A 24275-nucleotide genomic window follows, 5' to 3' on the forward strand; every position below is an offset into this window, starting at 1 on the left:
GATCGGCGCGGCGAACCGCGCGATCGGCGTCAGGGAGTCGGGTCGGTCGTGCGGATCTTCCGCCAGCGGATCGCGAGGGAGAACTCCAGGACGTCCGGGAAGCGCAGCGGGTCGAGGCCGCTGATCTCGCGGATCCGCTGCAGGCGGTGGCCGATCGTGTTCAGGTGCACGAACAACCGCCGCGCCGTCGCCGCCTGCGACAAGTGGTTGTCCGACAACGCTTCCAGCGTCTCGATCAAGTAAGGGTGCGGTTCGAGCGGCGCGATCCGGCTCGCGTACAGGGCCTCCGCGGCGAGCGGGTCGGCGAGCAGCATGGTCTCGACGACGACGTCCCGGTAGTCGACGACCGGGACGCCCGTCCACGTCGGCGAAGCCGACACCCGCAGCGACGCGAGCGCCTGCCGGCACGACTGGGCGGCCGTGCGCAGCGACGTGGTGGCCGTCCCGAGACCGCAGGCCAACGGCGTGCCCTGGCCGATCCCGGTCATCGCGGAAGCCAGGACCTGCTCCACCTGATCCCGGCGATCCCACGTGCGGAGCAGGAGCACGAGCGTGTTGTTGAGCTCGCCGCAGATGACGTCGTCGACGTCAGGTCCCAGCTGCCGCAGCAGGACCTGGCGCTGCGGCGCGGTCGGCTCCCCGGAATCGCTCGGCCGCCCGCGCAGGGCCGCGGCGGTCCAGAACCCGTTCTCGTCGACGTCGAGCAGCCGGATCCACCGGTCGAACCGGGTCGAGTCGCTGTCGATCCCGTCCGCCAACGCCGCGACGACCTCGTCCTCCACCTGCCGTCGCGCCGCCTCGCGGGCGCTGGAGGTGTCCCGGTAGGAACCGATCATCGCGTCGGTCAGCTCGTCGAACACCGAGATGAGCAGCGCCGTTGCCCGGTTCGCCTCCTCGTGCGGCCACTCCCGCGACCGCTGGAGGAAGTCGAGGACGATCACGCGTTCGGTCTGCCGGTAGGCCTGGATGATCGATTCGAGCGGCACCGACTGATCGGCTCGAGTCGCGCCGAGAGCCCGCGCCGGTTCGAGTTCGGCGAGGGTCGGGCCCCGGCCCTGGCCGAGCGCGACCACCGCGAGTTCGATGTTGGCGCGGATCGCGGGATCGAGCTCCGACCGGTCGAACCGCTCCGGCTGGTAGCCCGGGTAGACGCCCCACATGCGCTCGGCGGCCTGCTCGACGAGCTCGTCCACGACTGGGTCGTAGCGCCGAGGAGATTGGGAGGTCTTCACAACACGGCTCCGCTCACGTTGGGTCCTTCTAGGATGGCCTGCGATGTTCACACAATGCGAGTGTGTGCTGAATCCCGGCGGCAGTCATGTCGCCGTCGATGCAGCCCACACCACGGAGGTCATCGATGACCGACATCGCCGTCTTGGAAGACTCGCTCACCACCCCCACCGCCGAGGTCGTCGAGGCGATCGCTCGCTTGGACGGTGACATCGCCGTGCTGGGCGTGGGTGGGAAGGTCGGCCCCAGCGTCGCGGTGATGGCCGCCCGCGCGGTGGCCGAAGCGGGCGTGGACAAGACGGTGTTCGGCGTCGCGCGCTTCTCCGACCCGTCGGCCCGCGCCACCTTGGAGAAGTACGGCGTGCGGCCCGTCACCGCGGACCTCACCGACGACGACCACCTGGCCGGACTGCCCGACGCCGCCAACGTCGTGTTCATGGCCGGGAACAAGTTCGGCACCGCCGGCAACGAGCACTTCACCTGGATGATGAACGCCTACTTGCCCGGACGGGTCGCGCAACGCTTCCCGGACTCCCGGATCGTCGCGTTCTCCACGCTGGTGACCTATCCGCTCGTCGACGTCGCGACCGGCGGTTCCCGCGAGGCGGAATGGCCCGGCCCGCTCGGCGAGTACGCCGCGTCCTGCGTCGGGCGCGAACGGATCTTCGAGCACTTCTCCCGCAAGAACGGGACGCCGCTGCTGCAGTTCCGCCTCGGGTACTCCATCGAGACCCGGTACGGCGTGCTGCACGAGATCGCGCAGGCCGTGCACGACGGCGAGCCGATCCCGCTGGAGATGGGTCATGCGAGCGTGATCTGGCAGCGGGACGTGGCCGCCTACGCCCTGCGTTCGCTGCACCTGGCGACCTCCCCGCCCCGGCGGCTCAACATCACCGGGCCGGAGATCGTCTCGATCCGCCGGTTGGCGGAGCGCTTCGGCGAGATCTTCGGGCGCGAGCCCCGGTTCGACGGCGTCGAATCGGGTAGCGCCTACGTGATGGACGGGTCGGAGTTGCAGCGGGAGTTCGGATTCCCCGGCACGACGCTGGCCGAGATGGTCGACGAGGTCGCCGCGTGGGTCGCCGAAGCGGGCCCCACGATCGGCAAGCCCACCAAGTTCCAGCAGCGCGACGGGTTGTTCTGATGGGCGGCGGCGGCTTCACCTCGGTCGCGGGCGCCGGGGCGATGCTCAACTGGATCACGATCGCCGATGGCGACCGCGAGGTCTTCGAGGACTGGTACAACTTCGAGCACCTGCCCGAGCGGGTCGAGATCCCCGGTTTCCGGCGCGCGCGACGGTACGTCGCTCCCGGCGGCTCGCGGGACGGGCACACCGATTTCCTGACGATCTACGAGACCGACGACGTCGAGGTGCTCGCCTCCCCCGCGTACCTGCGAGCGCTCGACGCCCCGACCGAGCTCACCCGCCGCGTCGTACCGCTGTTCACGCGGTTCCGCCGCTCGACGTGCCGGATCACCGTCGCGCACGGCGCGGGATCGACGGGCCGGTGCGTCGCCGTGGAGCTCGCGCCGGAACGCCTCGACGCGGTCCGCGACGAGCTGGCCGGAACCGTCCTGCCCGCGATGCGCGCCGCGCACCTCCTGCACGCCGCCTCGGTCTACGAGCCCGACGCCGCGGTCGGGGCGGCCAAGGCCGCGACGAGCGAGGGGAAGGCGACGACGCAGCAGCAGGCGGCCCAATCCGCGCTGCTGCTGCTCGAACCCCAGCCGGAGGTTCCTGCGGCCCGGCTGCTCGCCGAGCTCGGGCAGGTCCTCGGTGACGCGTCGACTCCGCCCACCGCTCGCGAGTTCACCTTGCTGTTCGAGCTCCGCCGCGCACCCTGATCTCCGAGGAGGAGAAGCCATGAAGTTCGCATCCGTTCGAGGCCGCTCGGCCCTGATCACCGACGCCGGTCCGATCGACGTCGAGACGAGCAGCGGGGGCCGGTTCGGGTCCGACCCGCAGCGCGCGTTCGACGATTGGGACGCGTTCCGGGCGTGGGCGGCCGAGGCTTCGGGCGACGTGCTCGACCACCGGCCGGAAGACTTCGGCGCGCCCGTCCCCCGGCCGCGCCAGATCTTCGGGGTCGGCCTGAACTACCGCCGCCACGCCGAGGAATCCGGACTGCCCGTCCCCACCACCCCGCTGGTGTTCACCAAGTTCCCGAGCGCCGTCACCGGCCCGCGCGGCGAGATCGCCCTCAGCGGCGACACCGTCGACTGGGAGGTGGAGCTGGTCGTCGTCATCGGGCGGGAGGCGCACCGGGTGCCGCAGGAGGACGCGTGGTCCTACGTCGCGGGGTTGACCGCCGGTCAGGACATCTCCGACCGCACCGTGCAGCAGGCCGGGTCGCCGCCGCAGTTCAGCCTGGGCAAGTCCTTCCCCGGCTACGCCCCGATCGGGCCGGTGCTGGTCACAGCGGACGAGGTGGCCGATCCCGACGACCTGCGCGTGGCGACCACCGTCGACGGCGAGGTCCGCCAGGACTCCCGCACCTCCGACCTCGTGTTCTCCGTCGCCGAGCTGATCGAGCGCCTCTCCGCGATCGTCACGCTGCTGCCCGGCGACCTGATCTTCACCGGGACCCCGGAAGGGGTCGGCCTCGGCCACCGCCCGCCGGTCTACCTGCGCGCGGGCCAGGTCCTCGGGACGGAGATCGAGGGGATCGGCGCCATGCGGCACGTGCTCGTGCCCAAATGATCCCCGCGACCCGCTCGTGCTCACCCTCCAATGACGAAGGGCCACACCGACCATGGGATTCCAATCGGGAGCCGCTCCCGGGCACCCCGCCGCGGTCACCGCCGCCACCGCCTACACCTCCCGCGAACGGAGCCTGATCCTCACGTTCGCGATCGTCGGGGCGCTGATCGAGAGCATGGAGCTGAACCTGCTCAGCTTCCCGCTCACCGACCTCGCCGCCTCGTTCGCGGTGTCGACGCAATCGGTCGTCGGCGTGATCACCTTGCAGAGCCTCGCCTCGATCGCGGGCGGGTTCCTGTTCGGCTGGATCGCCGACCGGTGGGGCCGCAAGGCCAGCTACGTGATCTTCACGGCGATGTACTCGATCGCCGCCGTCGTCGGCGGTTTCGCGCAGGACTACACGACCTTCACGCTGACCCGCGCCATCGCCGGGCTGGCGATGGGCGGCGCGTTCGGCGTCATCTTCGCGATGTTCGCCGAGAGCTGGAAGTCGCGGAAGCGCGGGTTCATGGGCGCCGTCCTCCAGGGGATGTTCATCGCCGGGACGCTCATCACCCAGGTCGTGCTCTACACGACGATCTCCGCGCTCGGCTCCGACACCGGCTGGCACACCGGGTTCATCGCCATCGGCTTCGGGTGCCTGATCATCGCGGGCACGGCCGCGCTGTGGCTGCCCGAGTCGAAGGTGTGGCTGGCGGCCAAGGACGAAGCGGGCGCGACCGGCGAGACCGCGGCGGCACCCGTCCGAGCGAGGCCGGACAAGGGCGTGATCCGGGGCGCGGTCTTCTTGACCCTCACCACCACCGGCGTGTTCGCCGCCAGCTACTCCTACATCACGTTCGCACCGACCTACTTGCGCGAAACCGCGGGAGTCTCGCTGACGGCGTCCACGATCATCCTCACCGTCGGCACCCTGCTGGGCATCGCGTCCTACGTCGTCGCGGGCACGCTGTCCGACCGGATCGGGCGGCGGCGGGCCACCCTCTACGCCTCGGTGGTCGGTGTGGTCGCGTTCGGGGCGTTCGCCTTCGCCGACACCGGCAGTCCCACGGTGGCGGTCATCGCGCTCATGGGCCCGGCGATCGGCTACGCCGGTTTCGGGGTGCTGGGGACGTGGATCTCGGAGTTCTACCCCACCCGGTACCGGGCCTTCGGCAGCAACGCGACCTACTACGTCGCCCGCGGGATCGGCTCGGGGCTGTTCCCCCTCGGCGCCGTGGCCCTCGCCGGAGGTGACCTGCACATCGCCCTGGCGCTCGGCGGGGTGGGGGCGCTGGTCGGGCTCGTCGGCTGCCTGTTCGTCCAGGACACCGCCGACCGGGTCATCAGCGCCGGTTCCTGATCGCGACGGCCTCCTCCCACCTCCGAAAGGACTCAGCATGCAGACCATGACCGCCGCCGTCTGGAACGGCCCCACCGAGCCGTTGCGCCTGGAAGAGATCGCGCGCCCCTCGCCTCGCAGCGGCGAAGCCCTGGTGCGGGTCGTGGCCTGCGGGGTGTGCCACACGGACCTGCACGTCATGAAGGGCGAAGTCACCTTCCCCGCACCGGCCGTCCTCGGCCACGAGATCTCCGGCCACGTCGTCGAGGCCGGGCCCGGCACCGAGCTCCCCGCCGGGGTGGAGGTCGGCGGCGCGGTGGTGGGCGCGTTCATCATGCCCTGCGGCGAGTGCGCGGCGTGCCGCGCGGGCCGGGACGACCTGTGCGGCCCGTTCTTCGCGAAGAACAGGGGGAAGGGCCAGCTGTTCGACGGCACGACCCGGCTGCGGCGGCGCGACGGCGAGGACCTGGCCATGTACTCGATGGCGGGCCTGGCCGAGTACTGCGTCGTGCCGGTGACGGCGCTCGTGGCACTGCCGGACGCGGTTCCCGCCGCGCAGGCCGCCATCCTCGGCTGCGCCGCCTTCACCGCGCACGGCGCCGTCGTCAACGCCGGTGGTGTCGCCGAAGGCGAAGCCGTCGCCGTCGTCGCCGTCGGAGGTGTCGGGTCGAGCATCGTGCAACTGGTCAAGTCGCACGGCGCGGGTCCGGTCATCGCCGTCGACGTCGACGACGCCAAGCTCGCCGCGGTCCGGGAACTGGGCGCCGATCACGTGGTGAACTCCGCCGAGGAGGACGCCGTGGCGAAGGTGCGCGAGCTCACCGGCGGCGAGGGCGTCAGCGTGGTGTTCGAGGCGCTGGGCCTGCCGCGGACCTTCGAGCAGTCCGTGCGGATGCTCGCCGACGGCGGCCGGATGGTCGCCGTCGGCATCGGCTCGGGCGCCGCGAGCGCCCAGGTGGAGATCACTCCGCTGGTCCGCCGCGGGCTGCGCATCATCGGTTCCTTCGGCGCTCGAACGCGGGAGGCGCTGCCCGCCGTCGTGGCCGAAGCCGTCGGCGGTGCCCTGTCGCTGGAGCGCACCGTCAGCCGCACCTATCCGCTGGAGCGCGTCAACGAGGCGTTCGACGACCTGGCCGGCGGTCGCATCCCAGGCCGCGCCGTGATCACGATGGACGCCTCGCACAGCTGATCCGCAGACCACCCATCGAGAGGTTCCCATGGTCACCGCATCACCCCGCCGGGAGGACTCGGCCGGCACCGCCCGCACGCTGCACCACTGGTCCGGCGGGCAACGACTCGAAGGCGCCTCGGGGCGTTTCTCCGAGGTCACGAACCCGGCGACGGGCGCCGTCACCGCGCACCTCCCGCTGGCCACCGAGGACGAGGCCGCCGCCGTCATCGCGGCGGCGAAGGCGGCGTTCCCCGGCTGGCGGGACACCTCGCTGGCCAAGCGGGTGCAGGTCCTGTTCCGCTTCCGCGAGCTGCTCAACGCCCGCTCCGGGGAGCTGGCCGAGCTCATCACCGCCGAGCACGGCAAGGTCCTGTCCGACGCCGCGGGCGAGGTGGCCCGCGGTCAGGAGGTCGTCGAGTTCGCCTGCGGAATGCCGCACCTGCTCAAGGGTTCCGCCACCGAGAACGCCTCCACGGGGGTCGACGTCCACTCGGTGCGCCAGCCCCTGGGCGTGATCGGGATCGTCAGCCCGTTCAACTTCCCGGCCATGGTGCCGATGTGGTTCTTCCCGATCGCGATCGCGGCCGGGAACGCGGTGGTGCTCAAGCCGTCGGAGAAGGTGCCCTCGGCCGCGCTGTGGCTGGCCGAGCTGTGGCGCGAGGCAGGTCTTCCCGACGGGGTGTTCAACGTCCTCAACGGGGACAAGACCGCTGTCGACGCGCTGCTGACCAGCCCGGACGTCAAGTCGATCTCGTTCGTGGGGTCGACGCCGATCGCCCGCTACGTCTACGAGACCGCCACCGCGCACGGCAAGCGCGTGCAGGCCTTGGGCGGTGCGAAGAACCACATGGTCGTGCTCCCGGACGCCGACCTCGACCTCGCCGCCGACCAGGCGGTCAACGCCGGGTTCGGTTCCGCCGGGGAGCGCTGCATGGCGATCTCCGCGCTCGTCGCGGTCGGCGACATCGCCGACGACCTGGTCGCGAAGATCGCCGAGCGGACGCGCGGGCTGCGCACCGGCGACGGCCGCCGCTCGTGCGACATGGGCCCGCTGATCACCCGGGCGTCCCGAGACCGGGTGTCGGGCTACGTCGACGGCGGCGAGGCCGACGGAGCCACCGTGGTCGTCGACGGCCGCGCGGGCGAGTTCGACGCCGACGGCGAGGGCTTCTTCGTCGGGCCCACGTTGCTCGACCACGTCCGCACCGACATGGGCGTCTACACCGACGAGATCTTCGGCCCGGTGCTCTCGGTGGTGCGGGTGGAGACCTACGAGCAGGCCGTCGACCTGATCAACGCCAACCCCTACGGCAACGGCACCGCGCTGTTCACCCACGACGGCGGTGCCGCCCGCAGGTTCCAGAACGAGGTCGAGGTCGGCATGATCGGCGTCAACGTGCCGGTCCCGGTGCCGATGGCCTACTACAGCTTCGGCGGCTGGAAGAACTCGCTGTTCGGCGACACCCACGCGCACGGCACCGAGGGCGTGCACTTCTTCACCCGCGGCAAGGTCGTCACGACCCGCTGGCTCGACCCGAGCCACGCCGGTCTGAACCTGGGCTTCCCGCAGAACGGCTGAGCACGCCACGAGCCAGGCGGTCCCGTGCTCCGGAACCGCCTGGCTCGGCTCAGGACCCCAGGACGAAGGGGTCGCGGGCGGGGCTTTCGTCGGTGTTGATCCAGACGCTCTTGAGCCTGGTGTACTCGCGGATCACCTCGGTGCCGTGCTCGATGCCGACGCCGCTCTGCTTGAAGCCGGAGCGCGGGGACATCGGCGACATCGCCCGGTAGGTGTTCACCCACACCGTTCCGGCCTCCAGCACCGAGGACAACCGGTGCGCGCGGGCGAGGTCCCGCGTCCACACCCCGGCGGCCAGGCCGTAGGAGGTGTCGTTGGCCAGCGCCACCACTTCCTCCTCGGTGTCGAACGGCATCACCGAGAGCACCGGGCCGAAGATCTCCTCCTGGCAGATCCGCATGGTGTTGTCGGTGTCGACGAACACCGTGGGGCTGTAGAAGTAGCCGTCCAGGCCCAGGTCCGGCCGCTCGCCGCCGGTCAGCACCCGGCCGCCTTCCTCTCGACCCAGCCGCACGTACTCCTCGATCTTGTCGCGCTGGTCGCCGAACGCGACGGGGCCCAGTTCGGTGTCCTCGTCCAGCGGATCGCCGATCTTGATGGTGGCGGCGCGCGCGGCGACCTTCTCCAGCACCTCCTCGTAGACGCCGCGCTGCAGGAAGGCGCGGCTGCCCGCGATGCAGGTCTGACCGGCGGCGGCGAAGATCCCGGCGACGATGCCCATCGCCGCGCCGTCGGTGTCGGCGTCGTCGAAGACGATGTTCGGCGACTTGCCGCCGAGCTCCAGCGTCACCGGCACGAACCGCGACCCGCAGCTCGCCGCGATGCGCGAACCGGTCGCGGTGCTGCCGGTGAAGCTGAGCTTCGCGACCTGCGGGTGGCGCACCAGCGCGTCCCCGGCGTCGGCGCCGAACCCGGTGACGACGTTGACCACGCCCGGCGGGAAACCGGCCTGCTCGAACAGCGGCACCAGCTTCAGCAGCGAGGCCGAAGTGTGCTCCGAGGGCTTGATGACCACGGTGTTGCCCGCCGCCAGCGCGGGGGCGATCTTGGCCGTGGTCAGCATCAGCGGCGAGTTCCACGGGGTGATCGCCCCGACCACGCCCACCGGCTCGCGCTGGGTGTAGTTGAGCAGCTTGGTGCTGTTGGCGGGGATGACCTCGCCGTGGATCTTGTCGGCGCAACCCGCGTAGTAGTAGAAGTACTCCGGGATCCCGGCCAACTGGGACCGCATCTCCCGCAGCAGCTTGCCGTTGTCGAGGGTCTCGGTGCGGGCCAGCTCCTCGGCGTTCTCGGCGATGAGGTCGCCGAGCCTGCGCAGCAGCCTGCCGCGCGCGGTCTGCGACATGTCCCGCCACGACGGCGATTCGAACGCCTCCCGCGCGGCGCGCACCGCGCGGTCCACGTCCGCCTCGGTGCCCAGCGCCGCTTCGTACCAGGGCGCCGCGGTGGTCGGGTTGGTGCTGCTGAAGTAGCGGCCTTCGGCCGGCGTGGTCCACTCACCGGCGATGTAGTGCTCGTAGCGGGGCAGATCGGTGCTCATGGTCCAGCGCTCCACGGTCGTGCGGGTGAGGTGGGTGCGGATCTCGGCGACCAGCCGGTCCGGCCGTTCCAGCGGCAGCAGGTGCCGCGTGCCGGGAACCACCACGGCGCGGGCGTCCGGCAGGAGCTCCGCGAGTCGTTCGGCCATCGCGGGCGTCGATCCGGTGTCGTCGGCGCCGGTGATGGCCAGCGTCGGCGCGGTGATCCCGGGCAGCAGGGGTTCCAGTTCGCGGTCGGCCGTCGCGAAGATCCGATAGCAGGCGAGGTAGGAGTCGAGGTCGTTGCCCAGCAGCGTGGCGCGCAGCCGTTCGGCCAGTTCCGGTTCGCGCGCCCGCCACTGCGGGCTCATCCACCGCTGCACGGCGGCTTCGGTGGTCCCGGCGAAGTCCTGGGTCACGCCGCGCAGCCGGTCGCCGACCCCGGCGGCCTGCTCCGGGCTGCGGGCGGCCACCGAACTCACCAGGACCAGCGACCGCACCAGCTCCGGCCGGCGCACCGCGAGGCACTGCGCCACCAGCGCCCCGAGGGAGAACCCGACCAGGTGCACGGGTCCGGGCAGCTCGCGTGCGACCGCGTCGGCGAGGTCGCCGAGCTCCGCGTCCGGCGCGACGGGCCCGCCGTCGCCGTGGCCCGGCAGGTCCGGGGCGAGCACCCGGTGGTCCCGGGCGAGCTCCGGCGCGCAGCGGTCCCACATGCGGTGGTCCAGTCCGACTCCGTGCAGCAGGACCAGATCCGCGGTCATCGTTCGGTCGACAGCGGGGCGAGTCGCGCCTGCGGGCGGCCCTGTGCCGCAGCGGCGAGCCCGACGACGATCTCGTCCGCGCGCGGCGCGTCGGCCAGCCGCACCTCGATGCTCTGGTGGTGCGAGCGGATCGTCGCGTCGGTGATGTGCTTGAGCGGGATGTCGAAGGCGGTCCCGGCCGCCGCCCGCTTCTCCACCGCGGGCAGCAGCGTCGTGGCGTTCGCGGCGGTGCGGAAGTGGTCGCCGAACTTCAACGTGTGGATCAGCGCCGAACCGTGCTCGATCTCCCCGCCGAGGCCGACGATGGCGGCCTTGCCGTAGGCCTCGATCGGCTCGCCCAGCGCCTCCACCACGCGCGGGGCCAGCAGCGCGCCCAGCGGCGAGGCGAACTCCTCGATGCCGGGGGCGAGGTCCTCCACGAATCCCTCGCCCGCCCACGGGTTCTGCACCACGGCCAGCACCACCGCGGTGCGCGCCCGCGGGTCGACGGGACGCCCGCCTTCGGTGAGCACGTCCTCGGTGCAGGTCACGATCTTGCGGACGTTCATCGGTCCTCCAGGTCTGCCAGCCGCACGACCGGGTCCGTCGTGCGGTCGCCGATGCGGGCGTTGGGGCGCGGGCCGGTCGAGGCCGCCGCGATGACGACGATCTCGTCGTCGGCGGGCGCGTCCGGGATCCGCACGGGAATGGTCTGGTACTGCGAGCGGGTGGCGCTGTCGGTCTTGTGCCAGATCGGGACGGTCAACGTCGTTCCCGCCGGGCCGCGCTCGTCGGAGAACACGATGATCGAGGTCCCGTCCAGCAGTTCCCGCAGCACGTTGCCGAAGTACGGCGTGTGGATCAGCGCCGCGGCGTGTTCGAGCTCGCCGTCGAGCCCCACGATCGCCGCCTTGCCGAACGCCGTGATCTCGGCGGAACCGCCGAGCGCGGCGGCCAGTTCGCGGTGCAGCGTGCGGGCCAGGCCGGGGGCGATGCGCTCGACCTCGACCGAGAGGTCCTCGACGTGGCCGCGGCCCGCCCACGGGTTGGGGATCACCGCCGCCGCGGCGGCGCGGTGCGCGGTGCAATCGACCGGGCGGCCGAGCTCGCGCAGCAGCGTCTCCGTCGTCGTGACGACCTTGCGCGGCCCGGTCATGCGCCGGAACCCGCGAACCGCGGCATGACCTTCTCGGTGAACAGCTCCAGGCTGCGCATCGCGTGCTCGTGGCGCAGGCCGGGGTGCGTGGTCCACAGCAGCAGGTGCTCCAGGTTCAGCTCCTCCTGCAACTCCTCGATCTTGCCCGCGACGTGCTCCGGGGTGCCGACGAGCAGGTTGCGCTGGTCGAGGAACTCGTAGGACAGCTCGTGGGCGGCGGTGAGCTCCTCGCCCGCCTCCATCAGGTTGCCCAGGCCGCGCCAGTGGGTGATCCAGCGGTAGGAGGTCAGCAGCGCCTCCTCGAACTGCTGCCGGGCCTGCTCCATGGTGTCGGCGACGAACACGTCGCGGACCAGGCCGATGCCCTCCCCCAGCTCCAGCGATCGGCCCGCCGCCTGCGCGGAGTCCTTGTACAGCTGGAAGCGGTCCTTGAGCGCCGAGATCGGCGGCAGCCAGAACAGCCCCTGCACGCCTTGCTCGGCGGCGGTCTGGATGGAGCGCGGGCTGTCGATCACCTGCCATAGCGGCGGGTGCGGGCGCTGGTGGGGACGCGGCGTGACGGCGAGCTTGGTGATCACGCCGTCCTCGGTGAACTCCGGGGTCGCGGGCGAGAGCGGGTGCTCCCAGGTCACGCCCGGCGCCGGGAAGGTGTAGAAGCGCCCGTCGTGCGAGAAGAACTCGTTCGACCACGCCTTCTGCAGGATCTCGACGGTCTCGTCGAACAGCGCCCGGTTCTGCTCCTGGTCGCGCGGGTCGGCGAGCGTGTTGAGGTTCAGCGCCTCCCGGCCGTAGAGCCCGCGGCCCAGACCGACCTCGACGCGCCCGCCGGAGAGCTGGTCGAGCTGCGCGATGTCCTCCGCCAGCCGCAGCGGGTGCCAGAACGTGGCGATGTTCGCGGCCTGGCCGATGCGGATGTTCTCGGTGCGCGCGGCGATGTCCGCGCCCATCAGCACCGGGTTGGCGATCAGCTCGTAGCCCTCGTGGCCGAAGTGGTGCTCGGTGTACCAGATGGACCAGAAGCCGGCCTGGTCGGCGAACCGGGCGAACTCCCGAGTCTCGTTCATGACCTGGTCGTACTCCCCGAGCCGTCCGGGCGCGCCGAGGTTGTGGAAGATCGAAAAACGCATGTTCGCCTCCTCGTTGAGGATCTGTGGTGCGCACCGGTCGCCGCCGGACGGTGCGCGTGCGTAGCGGGAGACCCGACGGCGGAGCCGCCGATCTCCCCTTCACGAGCCCGAATCGAGACCGGATCAGCGGGCCCTCGCGGGATGTTCCGGGCGCAGCCCCGGGGACCCGCCACCCGGCCACCGCGCCGGCTCACTCCGGAGCAGGCTCTTCCCGGTGGGTCATGGCCTCGCGTTCGCTGCAGCGGACGTGGTCGCGCATCGCCTGTTCGGCGCCGAAGGCGTCCTTGTCCACGATGCGTTCGAACACCGTGCGGTGTTCGTGCAGCGATGCGCCCAGCCGCCCCGGATGCCGCAGCGTGTTCATCACGACCCGGTGGTAGGCGAGCTGGTTCATCAGCATCTGGTAGTGCTCGGAGAGCCTCGTGTTGTCCGCGCCCTGGATGACCAGGCTGTGGAAGTCGTGCACCAGCTGGGCGTAGCGCTCCACGTCCCCGTCGGCGACGGCGCGTTCGGACTCCGCCAGGTTGTCGCGCAGCAGATCGGTCTCCGCGACCCGGCCGCGCTGCGCGAGCAGCTGCACGCCGAGCCCTTCCAGCACCGCTTTGAGCTGGAAGAGTTCGCCGAGCTCGCGCCGGGAGGGTTCGCGCACGAAGCTGCCGACCCGCGGGCGGACCTCGACGAGTCCTTCGATCTGGAGCTGCTGGAGGGCTTCCCTGATGGGAGTCCGGCTCGTGCCGTAGGTCTGGGCGAGCGTTCCTTCCGACAGCAGCGCACCGGGCTGGTGCTCGCCTCGGATGATCGCCTCGCGCAAGCCGTCCAGCACCCGAGCCCGACTACCCCGAGCTTGTATGCCAGTGGCCTTCGATCCGGTCTCTTGCATGGCAGGGACGCTAGCCATCGCCGGCCGCCCAGGTCAATGAAGAACCAGGAGTTTTTGCCATATTTCCAGGTGAACGGTGATCTCGGCAAACCACTCAAGGTGAATCCTTGACAGTGACCCACCGCACCCATAGCGTCCCGCTGACATACAAGCAGGGGCTCGTTCGGACGAGCGCTCGATCCGGGCAGAGGACGACGACGGTGGACGAATCGGAATCCGGCGACCTCGCCGGGGCGATCGACGTGCTGGCCGCGGAGCTGGAACTGCTCACCGGCCACCGGCCGATGCGGCGGCGGCTCGTTCCCGGTCAGGCGCACGTGCACCGGATCGCCTTGACCTGGTGCGGACGCCGGGACGAACCCGAGGTCTGCCTCCAGGTCCTCGCGCAGCGGGCCGCCGCGGGCAACGACCCCGGCTGGCTGCCGGCGGAGGCGGGCGCGCTGGCCGAGGCGGTCGACATCAAGGCCCGGACCGAGCGGTTCAAGGACCGCGACGCCGGGATCGGAGCCCGGTCCGCACGGACCGGGCCGGACTACCACCTGGTGCTGCGCGACATCGCGGGCGATCGCACTCGCACCGAGCTCGACGGCCGGTGCGCAGCGCTGGAAGCCGGCTACCTCGACGGCGCGGGCTGGATGCGCTTGTACACCGGCGGCCGGTTCGGCGAGGGGTCGTTCACCCGCGTCGTGCAGCGCGTGCGCAACGACGTGCGGACCCGGCTGGGCGACCCGGTCGAACGGCAGCCGAACCGGAACCAGGGTCTGTGCTGACCCTGGCCAGGCATCGAAGGAGTGGAACATGGCCGCAGAACCCGACTCGTCGCGCAAGCGGCGGATCCGCGCAGCGTGGACCGCGTGCTGGGACCGCGGCGACGTCGACGCGCTCGACGAGCTGCTGGCCCCGGACTACGCGCGGTCCTCGGCCACCGGCGGCGCGGTCCAGGACCGCGCCGGCTTCAAGGAATCGATCCTCGCCACCCGCGACGCCTTCCCCGACCTCACCACCGAGGTCGAGGAACTCGTGGAGGAAGGCGACCGGGTGGTGATCCGCTGGCGCAGCCGCGGCACGCACACCGCGACGTTCTTCGACGTCCCGCCCACCGGGCGCGCCGTCGAGGTCGTCGGCGTCACCTTCGCGACGTTCGCGGGCGACGTGGTGGCCGAGGAATGGGTGACGTGGGATCCGCGCCAGCTGCTGCGGGCGCTGGGCATCATCTCGATCGGGGAAGGAGTCCGATGAGCACGCCGACGGACCGGGAAGTCGACCCCGCCGCGGTGCGCGAAGTGCACCGCCGCTTCGTCACCGGGGTCACCGTGGTGACCGCGATGGACGGCGACGTGCCGCGCGGGCTGGCGGTGAACGCGTTCTGCAGCGTCTCGCTGGAACCACCGGTGGTCATGGTCTGCGTGCAGACCACGTCGAGCACGTACCCGGCGCTGGTGCGCGCCGACCACCTCGGGATCAACATCCTCGCCGCCGACCAGCTCGCCGTGGCCGGGGTGTTCGCCTCCAAGAGCACCGACAAGTTCGCCCAGGTCGACTGGACGCCCGGTGCGCACGGATCGCCGCTGCTGGCGGGGTCGGCGGCGCGCGTCGAAGTGGAGATCGGCGAGCGGCTGCGCGCCGCGACCCACACGGTGTTCGTCGGCCGCATCGTCCAAGCCGAGCACCGCGACGTGGACCCGATGGTCTACCGGGCGGGGAAGTTCTTCGCGCCCACCGACATGACCCCGCTCAGTTCCTGACCGCACTGGAGAGACCATGACGCACGAGTCAGCGCCGACTCCGCAGCCCGCCTACGGCGAATCGGTCACGACGGTCGAGCCCTTCGGGGTCGACCACATCCCCGACGCCGAACGCCACGGCAAGCCGAGTTCCCAGTTCTTCGTCTGGTTCGCGGCGAACCTCAACTTCCCGATCATGATGCTCGGGTTCAACGCCATCGCCCTCGGGCTCAGCTTCACCGCCGCGGTCACCGCGGTCGCCGCCGGTGCCGCCGCGGGGTCGCTGCTGATGGCCACGATGTCCCGGATGGGCGTGCGGCTGGGCGTGCCGCAGCAGATCCAGGCTCGCGGTCCGCTCGGGTTCCTCGGCAACTTCATCCCGGTCGCCTACATCAACGTCTTCGCCGGGGTCGGGTGGGCGTCGGTCACCGTGATCCTCGGCGGCAAGGCCATCGCCGAGCTGCTTCCCGTCCCGTTCTGGGTGGGATCGCTGCTGCTGACCCTGGTCCAGCTGGTCGTGGCGATCTACGGCTACAACATGATCCACTACCTGGAGCGGATCCTCGCGTTCGTGCTGCTCGCGCTGTTCCTGCTCATCACGGTGGTCGCGCTGGCGCGCGGCGCGGGCACGTTCCAGGCCGACACCGCCGCGGACGGCTACGTCGGCGGCTGGGGCGGGTGGATCACCTTCGCCGGGGCGTTCTTCGCGTTCCTGGTCGCCTGGTCGCCGTTCGCCTCCGACTACTCCCGCTACCTGCCTGACACCCGGCGCAGCGGCAAGCTCACCGCGCTGTTCACCGGGCTCGGCACGTTCATCACCGTGTTCTGGCTGGGCGTGGTCGGCGCGCTGCTGGCCAACAGCGCGACCACGAGCGACTCGATCGCCGCGCTGCACCAGCTGACCGGGCCGTTCGCGGTGCCCGCGCTGGCGGCGGTGATCCTCTCCGCGCTGTCGCAGAACTTCCTCAACGTCTACGGCGGCGCGATCTCGCTGCAGACGCTCCGGGTGCCGCTGACCCGGCCGCAGGGCGTGGCGCTGATCTGCGTGCTCGGCTTCCTGATCAGCCTGTGGGGCGAGACCGGGATCGAAGCGAAGTTCGAGGTCTTCCTGAGCTTGACCGCGTACTTCATCGCGCCGTTCGCGGCGGTGCTGCTGCTGGACTACTACGTGGGCGGCCGGTCCGACCGCACCCGCATCGGCGAGCTCTACGACCGCACCCGCGTCGTGGGCTGGGGCTTCGTGGCCTGGGCCGCCGGTGTCGTGGTCTCGGTGCCGTTCTGGCACTCGCACCTCTACACCGGTCCGGTGGCCGCCGCGCACCCGGAGTGGGGCGACCTGGGCAACTTCGTCGGGGCCGCGGTGGCCGCCGCCGCGTACCTGGCCACCTACCGCCTGCCGTACCTGTGGGTCCGGCCGTCGGCGCCGCGCACCGGCGACGAGGTGGACGTCTCGCTCGGCCGCGAGTAGCAGAGTGGCGGGCCGGTCCATCGGATCGACCCGCTCCGACGGCCGGATTCGGCCGCACGACGGGGAATTCGTTCCTCTCGCGGATCCGGCCGCACGATCGGGAATCCCGCACGACCGCAGGGAAGAGGAGCTCCGCTTGACCACCATCGAGGCCCCGGCGCGCACCGGCACCGCCGAACCGGTGCCCGCGGCGCTCGCCGAGCTGGCCGCCGGACGACCGGTCGTCGTGCTCGACGACCGGGAGGCGCACCTGGTGTTCGCCGCCGCGCACGCCACCGCCCGGCTCGTCGCGTTCGCGGTCCGGCACACCTCGGGCCTGCTGCGCGCGGCGATCAGCGCCGAGCGCGCCGACGAACTCCGCCTGCCCCCGATGACGAGCGCCGACGACCGGCGGGGCGGCGCGGTGCACGCGGTCGCGGTCGACGCGGTCGCGGGCGTCACCACCGGGATCTCCGCGGCCGACCGGGCGCGCACGATCACCGCGCTGGCCGAGCCGCGGACCGCGCCGGACGACCTCGCCCGCCCCGGCCACGTGGTCCCGCTGCGGGTGGGCTCCCACGGGGTGCTCGCCCACCGGGGTCCCGCGGAGGCCGCCGCGGATCTGGCCGCGCTGGCCGGGCTGTCCCGCGCAGGAGCGTTCGACCAGCTCATCGGCCTCGACGACCCGACCCTCTTGGCCCCGGCCGCCGAAGCCCGGGCGTTCGCGCGGGAGCACGGGCTCGCGGTGCTCTCGATCGACGACGTCGTGGCGCACCGGATGCGGCGGGACGGCGTGGTGCGGCGGTGCGCCGAAGCGCGGCTGCCGCTGGCAGCGGGCACCTTCCGCGCCGTCGGCTACCGCAGCCTGCTCGACGAGCACGAGCACCTCGCCCTCGTGCAGGGCTGGCCCGAGGGGAGCTCACCGGTCCACGTGCACCGCGAATGCGCGCTCAGCGCCGTGCCGGGCGCGGCGCACTGCGGCTGCCGCCGCCGTCTGGACATCGCGCTGGAGGACTGCGCCCGGCGAGGGGAAGGGATCGTGGTGCTCGTCCGAGGCGACATGACCTCCGGAACCTGCCCGGCCACCGACCCGCGCGGGCAGCACCTGGCGGACCTCCTCGCGGAGGCGATCACCACCGACCTGCGCTCCTCCGACCGCCCTACGTCCGCAGGCCGGACGGGCGTCTACGCTCGTGGGCATGCTTGATGCGCAGTACGAAGACCTGCTCCGCCACGTGCTCGACACGGGTTCCCGCAAGGACGACCGGACCGGCACCGGAACGCGATCGATCTTCGGTCACCAGCTGCGCTACCGGCTCTCCGACGGCTTCCCGCTGATCACGACGAAGAAGGTCCACTTCCGCTCCGTCGGCTACGAGCTCCTGTGGTTCCTGCGCGGCGACTCGAACGTCGGCTGGCTGCGGGAGAACGGCGTCACGATCTGGGACGAGTGGGCCGCGCCCGACGGCGACCTCGGCCCGATCTACGGCGTGCAGTGGCGGTCGTGGCCGACCCCGGACGGCGAGCACATCGACCAGCTCAGCGAGGTGCTGCGCACCCTGCGCGAGAATCCCGACTCCCGGCGGATCATCGTGTCCGCGTGGAACGTCGCGGACATCCCGCGGATGGCGCTGCCGCCGTGCCACGCCTTCTTCCAGTTCTACGTCGCCGACGGCAAGCTGTCCTGCCAGCTCTACCAGCGCAGCGCGGACCTGTTCCTCGGCGTGCCGTTCAACATCGCCAGCTACGCGCTGCTGACGCACATGATGGCCGCGCAGGCGGGCCTGGAGGTCGGCGACTTCATCTGGACCGGCGGCGACTGCCACATCTACGACAACCACGAGGAGCAGGTCCGCAAGCAGCTCTCCCGCGAGCCGCGGCCGTTCCCCGAGCTGACCTTGCGGCCCGCGGACAGCCTTTTCGACTACACCTACGAGCACTTCCTGGTCGACGGCTACGACCCGCACCCCGGCATCAAGGCGCCGGTGGCGGTGTGATCGGGCTCGTCTGGGCCCAGTCGGCCAACGGCGTCATCGGCCGCGACGGCACGATGCCGTGGCACCTGCCCGAGGACCTCAAGCACTTCCGCTCGGTGACCTCGGGCGCGACCGTGCTGATGGGCCGCCGCACGTGGGAGTCGCTGCCGCCGCGGTTCCGGCCGCTGCCGGGCAGGCGCAACCTCGTGCTCTCGCGCACGCCGCAGGACGGCGCCGAGACCTACCCCGACCTGCGGCAGGCCCTCGACGCGGCCGACGGAGACGTGTGGATCATCGGCGGTGCGGCCGTGTACCAGGCGGCGCTGCCGTTCGCGGACCGCATCGTCGTCACCGAGATCCGGGAACTCTTCGACGGCGACACCCGGGCCCCCGAGGTGGACCGCGCCCCGGACTCCACCGGCGAGTGGCAGGAATCCTCCACCGGCCTCCACTACCGCTTCCTGACCTGGGGCTGACGCGGAGGCCGCCCGGTGAACGCCTAGATCCGGGCCGCGTTCAGGGTGGCGCTGAGGCGCCGGGCCGCGGCGCGGACCGCTTCGGCCCGGTCGTCCCCGGCCTCGCCCGCGAAGTCGTCGCTGTGGCCGCCGAGGCTGATCGTGCCGATCAGGGATTCGCCGGAGCCGAGCACGGGGGCGGCCACGGCTGAGACGCCGTGCAGGTAGTCGTTGCGGCTGCGGGCGATCCCTTCGGCTCGCGCCCGGTCCAGGTGCTCGGCGAACTCCGCAGGGTCGACCACGGTCGCACCGGTGAAGGCGGGCAGCGGTTCCCGCAGGACTCGCCGCCGCAGTTCGGGGTCGAACGCGACCATCGCCACCGGTGCCGCCGCGGCGTGGAAGGGCAGGACCGACCCGATGGCGACGGCGGCCAGCACCATCGGCTTGCCGCCCTCGACCCGGTCGATGCACACGGCCCCGGCGCCGGAGGGGACCATCAGGAACGCCGTGTCGCCGAACCGCCCGGCCAGCGCCTCCAGCTCCGGCCGCGCCTCGGTGCGCAGGTCGAACCCGGCGAGCGCGGCGGCGCCGATGGTGAACACCGGCATCCGGACGCGGTAGGCGCCGCTGTGGTCCCGGTGCATCCAGCCGGCTTCGACGAACGAGCTCATCAGCCGGTGCACGGTCGGCTTGTTCAGCCCGCTGGCGACCGTGAGCTCGGCCAGCGTGATCACCGGCCGTTGCGCGCTGAAGTGGCCGAGCAGCTGGCAGGCGCGCAGCACCGAGCCGACCGTCTCCCGCCCGGCGCCGTCTTCGGCAGCCTCGTGTCCCACCGTCACCTCACCCGTCGCGTCTGTGGCACGACCAGGCTAACGAGTCCTCGCAGCCTGATCCTTCGATCAACGTCTCGTCAGCGGCGGAGCCGCCACCTCGCCCGACGCGCGAGCCGTGGACGGGCCGCCAGCGACCTCGTGGCGCCGATTGCTTGACATGTCCCGACCCCCTCGCGCAAAGTTTCGTAACGCGTTTCGGATCACGATACACAAGGGAGTGGTCAGTGGATCTGCGCGAGATGATCAACGAAGGACTCGTCCAGGCACCCGGTGTCTGGGACGGGCTCACCGCACGGTTGGCGGAGCAGGCGGGCTTCCCGGCGCTGTGCGCGTCCGGGTTCGCGATCTCCGCGGCGCTGGGCTATCCGGACGCCGAGCTCTACACGATGTCGGAGAACCTGCAGGCGGTCCGCACGATCCGCGAGGCCAGCCCGCTGCCCGTCATCGCCGACATCGACACCGGCTACGGCAACGCCGTCAACGCCGCCCGGACCGCGCGCCGGTTCGCGGACGCCGGGGTCGCCGCCGTCTTCATGGAGGACCAGCGCTCGCCGAAGCGCTGCCCGCTCATCCCCGGTGCCGAGCTCGAACTGCTCGACCTGCCCGAGGCCACCGGCAAGATCCGCGCCGTGCGCGACGCGGCGCGCGCCACGGGGATGCTCGTCATCGCCCGCACCGACGCCAAGGGTGACGAGGCGCTGCGCCGCGCCGAGGCCTACGCGGCGGCGGGCGCGGACCTGATCATGCCGGTCACCAAGACGTTCTCCAGCACCGAGGAATGGCGGCGCTGCCACGAGGTCGCGGGCGTCCCGCTGATGGCGACGCTGACCGCCTCGGCGTGGACCGAGCGGGAGTTCACCCCCGAGGTGATGGAGCAGATCGGCGTCCGGATCGCCCTGCTGCCCACCCAGGTGCTGATGGCGGTGACCGGTGCCGCGCAGGAATCCCTGCGCAGGCTGGCCTCCGGTGAACCCCCGGCGCAGGTCAGCGCCGACGCCACCGCGCACCACGAATTCGTCGAGCTCATCGGCATGCCGGAGATCGAGCGGCAGCAGCGCTCGTACCTGCCCGCCGCCGAAACGGCCTGAAGGAGCGCCATGCCGAGCACGATCACCGAGAAGATCCTGGCCAGGGCCGCGGGCGTCGCCTCCGTTGAGGCGGGCGAGAACCTGCCGGTGCGGCCGGACTACATGATCGCCTACGACTTCCCCGGCTACACCGACGTGATGTTCCGGCAGATGCACGACGACTTCGGCATCCGCGAGCTCGCCGAGCCGGAGCGCTACCTCGTGTTCATCGACCACATGCTCACCAAGGGCACCGACAAGGAGCAGGAGGTCCACCAGGTCACCCGCGACTGGTGCGAGTTCTACGGCATCCCGCTGCACGAGGCCCAGGGCATCGGGCACCAGGTGATGGCCGAGCTGGGCTATGCGCTGCCGGGCAACTTCCTGATCCACTTCGACGGTCACATCTCCGGCGCGGGCGCGTTCGGCGCGCTGGGCTGGGGCGTGCGCCGGGACCTGCTGGAGGCGTGGGTATCCGGGCGGATCCACCTCGACGTTCCCCGCACCACCCGCTTCGAGCTGACCGGCGAGTTCGCGCCCGGCGTCGACAGCAGGGACCTGGTGCACCACATCATCGGCGAGTTCGGCGCCGACGGGTGCGCGCACCAGGTGATGGAGTTCGCCGGGCCGGGCGCGCGGTCGATGTCCATCGACCGCAGGCAGGGCTTGTGCGGGATGGCGATGTTCACCGGGGCGGTGTCGGCGGTGTTCGAGCCCGACGAGGCCGCGCTGTCCTACGCGCGCCGGGTCGCGGCGGCGGACTTCACCCCGCAGCTGCCCGACCCCGGCGCCGACTACGCGGCCGTGCACACCATCGACCTGTCGGCGCTGCGACCACAGGTGGTGCTGCCCGGTTCGGCCCGCTCGGCCAACACCCGCGGCGCCGCCGAGCTGTCCGGCACTCCCGTCACCAAGGCCTTCATCGGTTCCTGCGCCAGCGGGCGGATCGAGGACATCCGGGCCGCGGCCCTGGTGCTGGACGGGCGGCAGGTCGGGCCGGGGGTGGAGCTCAACGTCGTGCCGACCTCCGACGCCGTGCACCGCCAGGCCGAGGACGAGGGGCTGCTCGACGTGCTGCGGGCCGCGGGCGCGCAGATCGCCCGCTCCAGCTGCGACTTCTGCTTCGGCTACCAGAAACCGCTGCAACCGGACGAGAACTGCATCTCCACCGGCGTCCTCAACATCTCCGGCCGGATGGGCAGCACCGAGGCGAACATCTACATGGGCTCGGCGTACACGGTGGCGGCTAGCGCCGTCGCGGGCACCATCACCTCGGCGGAGGAGGTGACGCGGTCATGAGCGCCGTGCGCGACTACCCGCCGCCACCGGACGTCATCCGCGGCCGGGTGGCCTGGGTGTTCGGCGACGACTTCGACATCGACCTGGTGATCGGCGTCGAGAACATCAAGTCCTACGACGCGGATTTCCTGCGTGGCAAGGTGATGCGGGCCTACGACCCGGAGTTCGCCGACCGCGTGCGGCCGGGCGACGTGATCGTGGGCGGCCGGAACTTCGGCTACGGGCACCCGCACTACCCGCCGATGGTCGCGCTGCGCGACCTGGGCATCGCGGCGGTCCTGGCGGAGTCCTTCTCCCCCGGCTTCTGGCGCGGCGAGACCTACAACGGCATGCCGCTGCTGACGGTGCCGGGCATCAGCACGGCGGTCGGCACCGGCGACGACGTGGCGGTCGACTGGCGGCGGGCGGTGGTCCGCTCCGGCGGCACCGAGCTGCGCGGGGAGCCGCCCAGCGAGCGCGCCCGGCGGGTGATCGAGGCGGGCGGATCGTTGAAGCTCCTGCTCGCCGAGCACGCCGCCGATTCCCGTCCGCGCTGAGCGGTCCCGTCCGCTCGACCGGTTCCGCAGACCACCTCACCGGCGTTCCGCCGACCCGATCAACGATGATCAGGAGCTCCACCATGTCCGACACGACCTCACCCGCCGGTGCGGCGACCACGCCCGGGACCAACCCGGCGATGGCCCGGCGAGCCGCCATGGCGGGAGGCGTCGGCACGCTGATCGAGTACTACGACTTCAGCGTCTACGCCTTCCTCGCCGTGACGATCGGCCCGCTGTTCTTCCCCAGCGGCCAGCCCGCCGTGTCCCTGCTGCTCACGCTGGCGGTGTTCGGTTCCGCGTACGTGATGCGGCCGATCGGCGGCTGGTTCTTCGGGCGGCTCGGCGACCGCCGCGGCCGGCGGCACGCGCTGGTCGTGACGGTCGTGGCGATGGGCGTCTGCTGCGGGCTGCTGGGCCTCCTGCCGACGTATTCCGCGGTCGGGGTGCTCGCACCCGTGCTGCTGGTGCTGATCCGGCTGGCGCAGGGCTTCTCGGCGGGCGGCGAGATCGGCGGTGCCGCGACCTACGTCGCGGAGTCCGCTCCGCCCCGGCGGCGCGGGCTGTACGGCTCGGTCACGGCGCTCGGGTCGACCTTCGGCTTCGCCCTGTCGGCGGCGGTCGTGGGCCTGGTCACCACGATGACCACCGACGAGCAGATGGCCGCGTGGGGGTGGCGGATCCCGTTCCTGATCTCCATCCCGCTGGCGGTGCTGTGCCTGTGGGTGCGGGTCCGGTTGGAGGACACCGCGGAGTTCGCGGAGATGGCCGACAAGCAGGAAGTGGTGCGCAGCCCGCTGCTGCAGGTCGTCAAGGAGCGCCCGGGTTCCGTGCTGCGGGTCATCGGCATCGCGATCGCGATGAACGGCAGCGGCTACATCGGCCTGACCTACTTCAACGTCTACCTGATCAACGACCTCGGGTTCGAGGAGCAGGCGGTGTACTGGACCTCGGCGATCGGCATCGCGCTCGCCTGCGTGACGTACCCGATCGCCGGTGCGCTCTCGGACCGGTTCGGGCGTCGGCCGGTGCTGATCACCGCCTACGTCGGGTACCTGGTCATCGCCTGGCCCGCCTTCGCCGTGCTCGGGGCGACGTCGAGCATCGTCGTCGTCGGGCTCGTCTACGTCGTCTACATGTCGTTCAACGGCTTCGCGCAGGTTCCGGCGTTCCCCCAGTTCACCGAGCTGTTCCCGCGACGCGTGCGCTACACCGGCGTGGCGCTGGGCTTCAACGTCGGCACGATCATCGCCGGGGGCAGCGCGCCCTACATCGCCGCGCAGCTCGTGCAGAGCACGGGCGACCCGATGGCTCCCGCGTTCTGGGTCATGGGCGTCGCGGTAATCGGTCTCGTGACGGTGCTGACCATGCGGGAGACCAGCCGCGAACGGCTTCCCGTGTGACCGCGCTTCGGTTGCCGTGGAGGAATTCGGCCGCAGTCCCGAGAGGAGATCGACCGTGCTCGATTCGCGCTGCTCCGCACCTGCGGAGGTCACGTCCGGCCGTCCCGGCG

Annotated in this window: 24 protein-coding genes; 17 read left to right on the forward strand and 7 right to left on the reverse strand. The window is 71.6% G+C overall.

From position 1 onward, the window contains the following. Positions 1 to 29: 29 nt before the first annotated feature. Positions 30 to 1193, reverse strand: a complete 1164-nt coding sequence (locus OOZ19_RS03475) for a PucR family transcriptional regulator (RefSeq protein ID WP_266088136.1) — start codon at positions 1191 to 1193, stop codon at positions 30 to 32. 164 nt (positions 1194 to 1357) lie between these two features. Between OOZ19_RS03475 and OOZ19_RS03480 the strand changes: the two genes are divergently transcribed. Genes OOZ19_RS03480 through OOZ19_RS03505 form a run of 6 tightly spaced genes read left to right on the forward strand, consistent with a single transcriptional unit; the run spans position 1358 to position 8002 of the window. Further along, a complete protein-coding gene (locus OOZ19_RS03480; protein ID WP_266088138.1) occupies positions 1358 to 2374 on the forward strand; it encodes an NAD-dependent epimerase/dehydratase family protein in 1017 nt (338 codons plus the stop codon). After that, complete coding sequence (locus OOZ19_RS03485) at positions 2374 to 3075, forward strand: DUF4286 family protein (protein WP_266088140.1); 702 nt, start codon at positions 2374 to 2376, stop codon at positions 3073 to 3075. The genes OOZ19_RS03480 and OOZ19_RS03485 overlap by 1 nt, the downstream gene beginning before the upstream one ends. A 19-nt stretch (positions 3076 to 3094) precedes the next feature. Then, on the forward strand, positions 3095 to 3931 hold the full coding sequence (locus tag OOZ19_RS03490; RefSeq protein WP_266088142.1) for a fumarylacetoacetate hydrolase family protein: 837 nt from the start codon (positions 3095 to 3097) through the stop codon (positions 3929 to 3931). Positions 3932 to 3983: 52 nt separating this feature from the next. Then, positions 3984 to 5273, forward strand: a complete 1290-nt coding sequence (locus OOZ19_RS03495) for an MFS transporter (protein WP_266088144.1) — start codon at positions 3984 to 3986, stop codon at positions 5271 to 5273. A gap of 37 nt (positions 5274 to 5310) precedes the next feature. Next, complete coding sequence (locus tag OOZ19_RS03500) at positions 5311 to 6441, forward strand: zinc-binding dehydrogenase (RefSeq protein ID WP_266088147.1); 1131 nt, start codon at positions 5311 to 5313, stop codon at positions 6439 to 6441. A gap of 28 nt (positions 6442 to 6469) precedes the next feature. Then, on the forward strand, positions 6470 to 8002 hold the full coding sequence (locus OOZ19_RS03505; protein ID WP_266088149.1) for a CoA-acylating methylmalonate-semialdehyde dehydrogenase: 1533 nt from the start codon (positions 6470 to 6472) through the stop codon (positions 8000 to 8002). Positions 8003 to 8051: 49 nt separating this feature from the next. Here the strand turns inward: OOZ19_RS03505 and OOZ19_RS03510 are convergent, their stop codons facing one another. The 5 genes from OOZ19_RS03510 to OOZ19_RS03530 form a co-directional block, all read right to left on the reverse strand. After that, on the reverse strand, positions 8052 to 10283 hold the full coding sequence (locus OOZ19_RS03510) for an aldehyde dehydrogenase family protein (protein ID WP_266088151.1): 2232 nt from the start codon (positions 10281 to 10283) through the stop codon (positions 8052 to 8054). Further along, positions 10280 to 10831, reverse strand: a complete 552-nt coding sequence (locus OOZ19_RS03515; RefSeq protein ID WP_266088153.1) for an amino acid synthesis family protein — start codon at positions 10829 to 10831, stop codon at positions 10280 to 10282. Before OOZ19_RS03515 ends, OOZ19_RS03510 begins: the two co-directional genes overlap by 4 nt. After that, positions 10828 to 11418, reverse strand: a complete 591-nt coding sequence (locus OOZ19_RS03520) for an amino acid synthesis family protein (protein ID WP_266088155.1) — start codon at positions 11416 to 11418, stop codon at positions 10828 to 10830. The genes OOZ19_RS03515 and OOZ19_RS03520 overlap by 4 nt, the downstream gene beginning before the upstream one ends. Continuing rightward, entirely contained in the window at positions 11415 to 12545 is a 1131-nt protein-coding gene (locus tag OOZ19_RS03525) for an LLM class flavin-dependent oxidoreductase (RefSeq protein ID WP_266088158.1), read from the reverse strand. The genes OOZ19_RS03520 and OOZ19_RS03525 overlap by 4 nt, the downstream gene beginning before the upstream one ends. A gap of 190 nt (positions 12546 to 12735) precedes the next feature. Beyond that, entirely contained in the window at positions 12736 to 13368 is a 633-nt protein-coding gene (locus OOZ19_RS03530) for a GntR family transcriptional regulator (RefSeq protein WP_266088159.1), read from the reverse strand. Between the two features lie 257 nt (positions 13369 to 13625). Here OOZ19_RS03530 and OOZ19_RS03535 point away from each other — a divergent pair, with 257 nt between their 5' ends. From OOZ19_RS03535 to OOZ19_RS03565, 7 genes are all read left to right on the forward strand, one after another. Then, on the forward strand, positions 13626 to 14195 hold the full coding sequence (locus tag OOZ19_RS03535; RefSeq protein WP_266088161.1) for a hypothetical protein: 570 nt from the start codon (positions 13626 to 13628) through the stop codon (positions 14193 to 14195). Positions 14196 to 14223: 28 nt separating this feature from the next. Beyond that, on the forward strand, positions 14224 to 14664 hold the full coding sequence (locus OOZ19_RS03540) for an ester cyclase (RefSeq protein ID WP_266088163.1): 441 nt from the start codon (positions 14224 to 14226) through the stop codon (positions 14662 to 14664). Beyond that, entirely contained in the window at positions 14661 to 15170 is a 510-nt protein-coding gene (locus OOZ19_RS03545; protein WP_266088165.1) for a flavin reductase family protein, read from the forward strand. Before OOZ19_RS03540 ends, OOZ19_RS03545 begins: the two co-directional genes overlap by 4 nt. Positions 15171 to 15186: 16 nt before the next feature. Continuing rightward, complete coding sequence (locus tag OOZ19_RS03550) at positions 15187 to 16617, forward strand: purine-cytosine permease family protein (protein WP_266088168.1); 1431 nt, start codon at positions 15187 to 15189, stop codon at positions 16615 to 16617. A gap of 136 nt (positions 16618 to 16753) precedes the next feature. Beyond that, entirely contained in the window at positions 16754 to 17803 is a 1050-nt protein-coding gene (locus OOZ19_RS03555; protein ID WP_266088170.1) for a 3,4-dihydroxy-2-butanone-4-phosphate synthase, read from the forward strand. After that, entirely contained in the window at positions 17796 to 18593 is a 798-nt protein-coding gene (locus OOZ19_RS03560) for a thymidylate synthase (protein WP_266088173.1), read from the forward strand. Before OOZ19_RS03555 ends, OOZ19_RS03560 begins: the two co-directional genes overlap by 8 nt. Further along, a complete protein-coding gene (locus OOZ19_RS03565) occupies positions 18590 to 19048 on the forward strand; it encodes a dihydrofolate reductase (RefSeq protein WP_266088175.1) in 459 nt (152 codons plus the stop codon). Before OOZ19_RS03560 ends, OOZ19_RS03565 begins: the two co-directional genes overlap by 4 nt. Before the next feature lie 23 nt (positions 19049 to 19071). Here the strand turns inward: OOZ19_RS03565 and OOZ19_RS03570 are convergent, their stop codons facing one another. Continuing rightward, on the reverse strand, positions 19072 to 19860 hold the full coding sequence (locus tag OOZ19_RS03570) for an IclR family transcriptional regulator (protein WP_266088177.1): 789 nt from the start codon (positions 19858 to 19860) through the stop codon (positions 19072 to 19074). A gap of 224 nt (positions 19861 to 20084) precedes the next feature. Between OOZ19_RS03570 and OOZ19_RS03575 the strand changes: the two genes are divergently transcribed. The 4 genes from OOZ19_RS03575 to OOZ19_RS03590 all read left to right on the forward strand — a co-directional run bounded on the left by OOZ19_RS03575 (position 20085) and on the right by OOZ19_RS03590 (position 24165). Further along, positions 20085 to 20948, forward strand: coding sequence for an isocitrate lyase/PEP mutase family protein (locus OOZ19_RS03575; RefSeq protein WP_266088179.1), 864 nt, complete (start codon positions 20085 to 20087; stop codon positions 20946 to 20948). 9 nt (positions 20949 to 20957) lie between these two features. Next, positions 20958 to 22226, forward strand: a complete 1269-nt coding sequence (locus tag OOZ19_RS03580; RefSeq protein WP_266088181.1) for a 3-isopropylmalate dehydratase large subunit — start codon at positions 20958 to 20960, stop codon at positions 22224 to 22226. Further along, positions 22223 to 22762 (forward strand): LeuD/DmdB family oxidoreductase small subunit, encoded by a 540-nt coding sequence (locus OOZ19_RS03585; RefSeq protein ID WP_266088183.1) that lies wholly within the window; start codon positions 22223 to 22225, stop codon positions 22760 to 22762. The genes OOZ19_RS03580 and OOZ19_RS03585 overlap by 4 nt, the downstream gene beginning before the upstream one ends. A gap of 83 nt (positions 22763 to 22845) precedes the next feature. Further along, entirely contained in the window at positions 22846 to 24165 is a 1320-nt protein-coding gene (locus OOZ19_RS03590) for an MFS transporter (protein WP_266088185.1), read from the forward strand. Positions 24166 to 24275: the final 110 nt, after the last annotated feature.

The sequence above is a fragment of the Saccharopolyspora sp. NFXS83 genome, assembly GCF_026241095.1.
GTDB lineage: Bacteria > Actinomycetota > Actinomycetes > Mycobacteriales > Pseudonocardiaceae > Saccharopolyspora_C.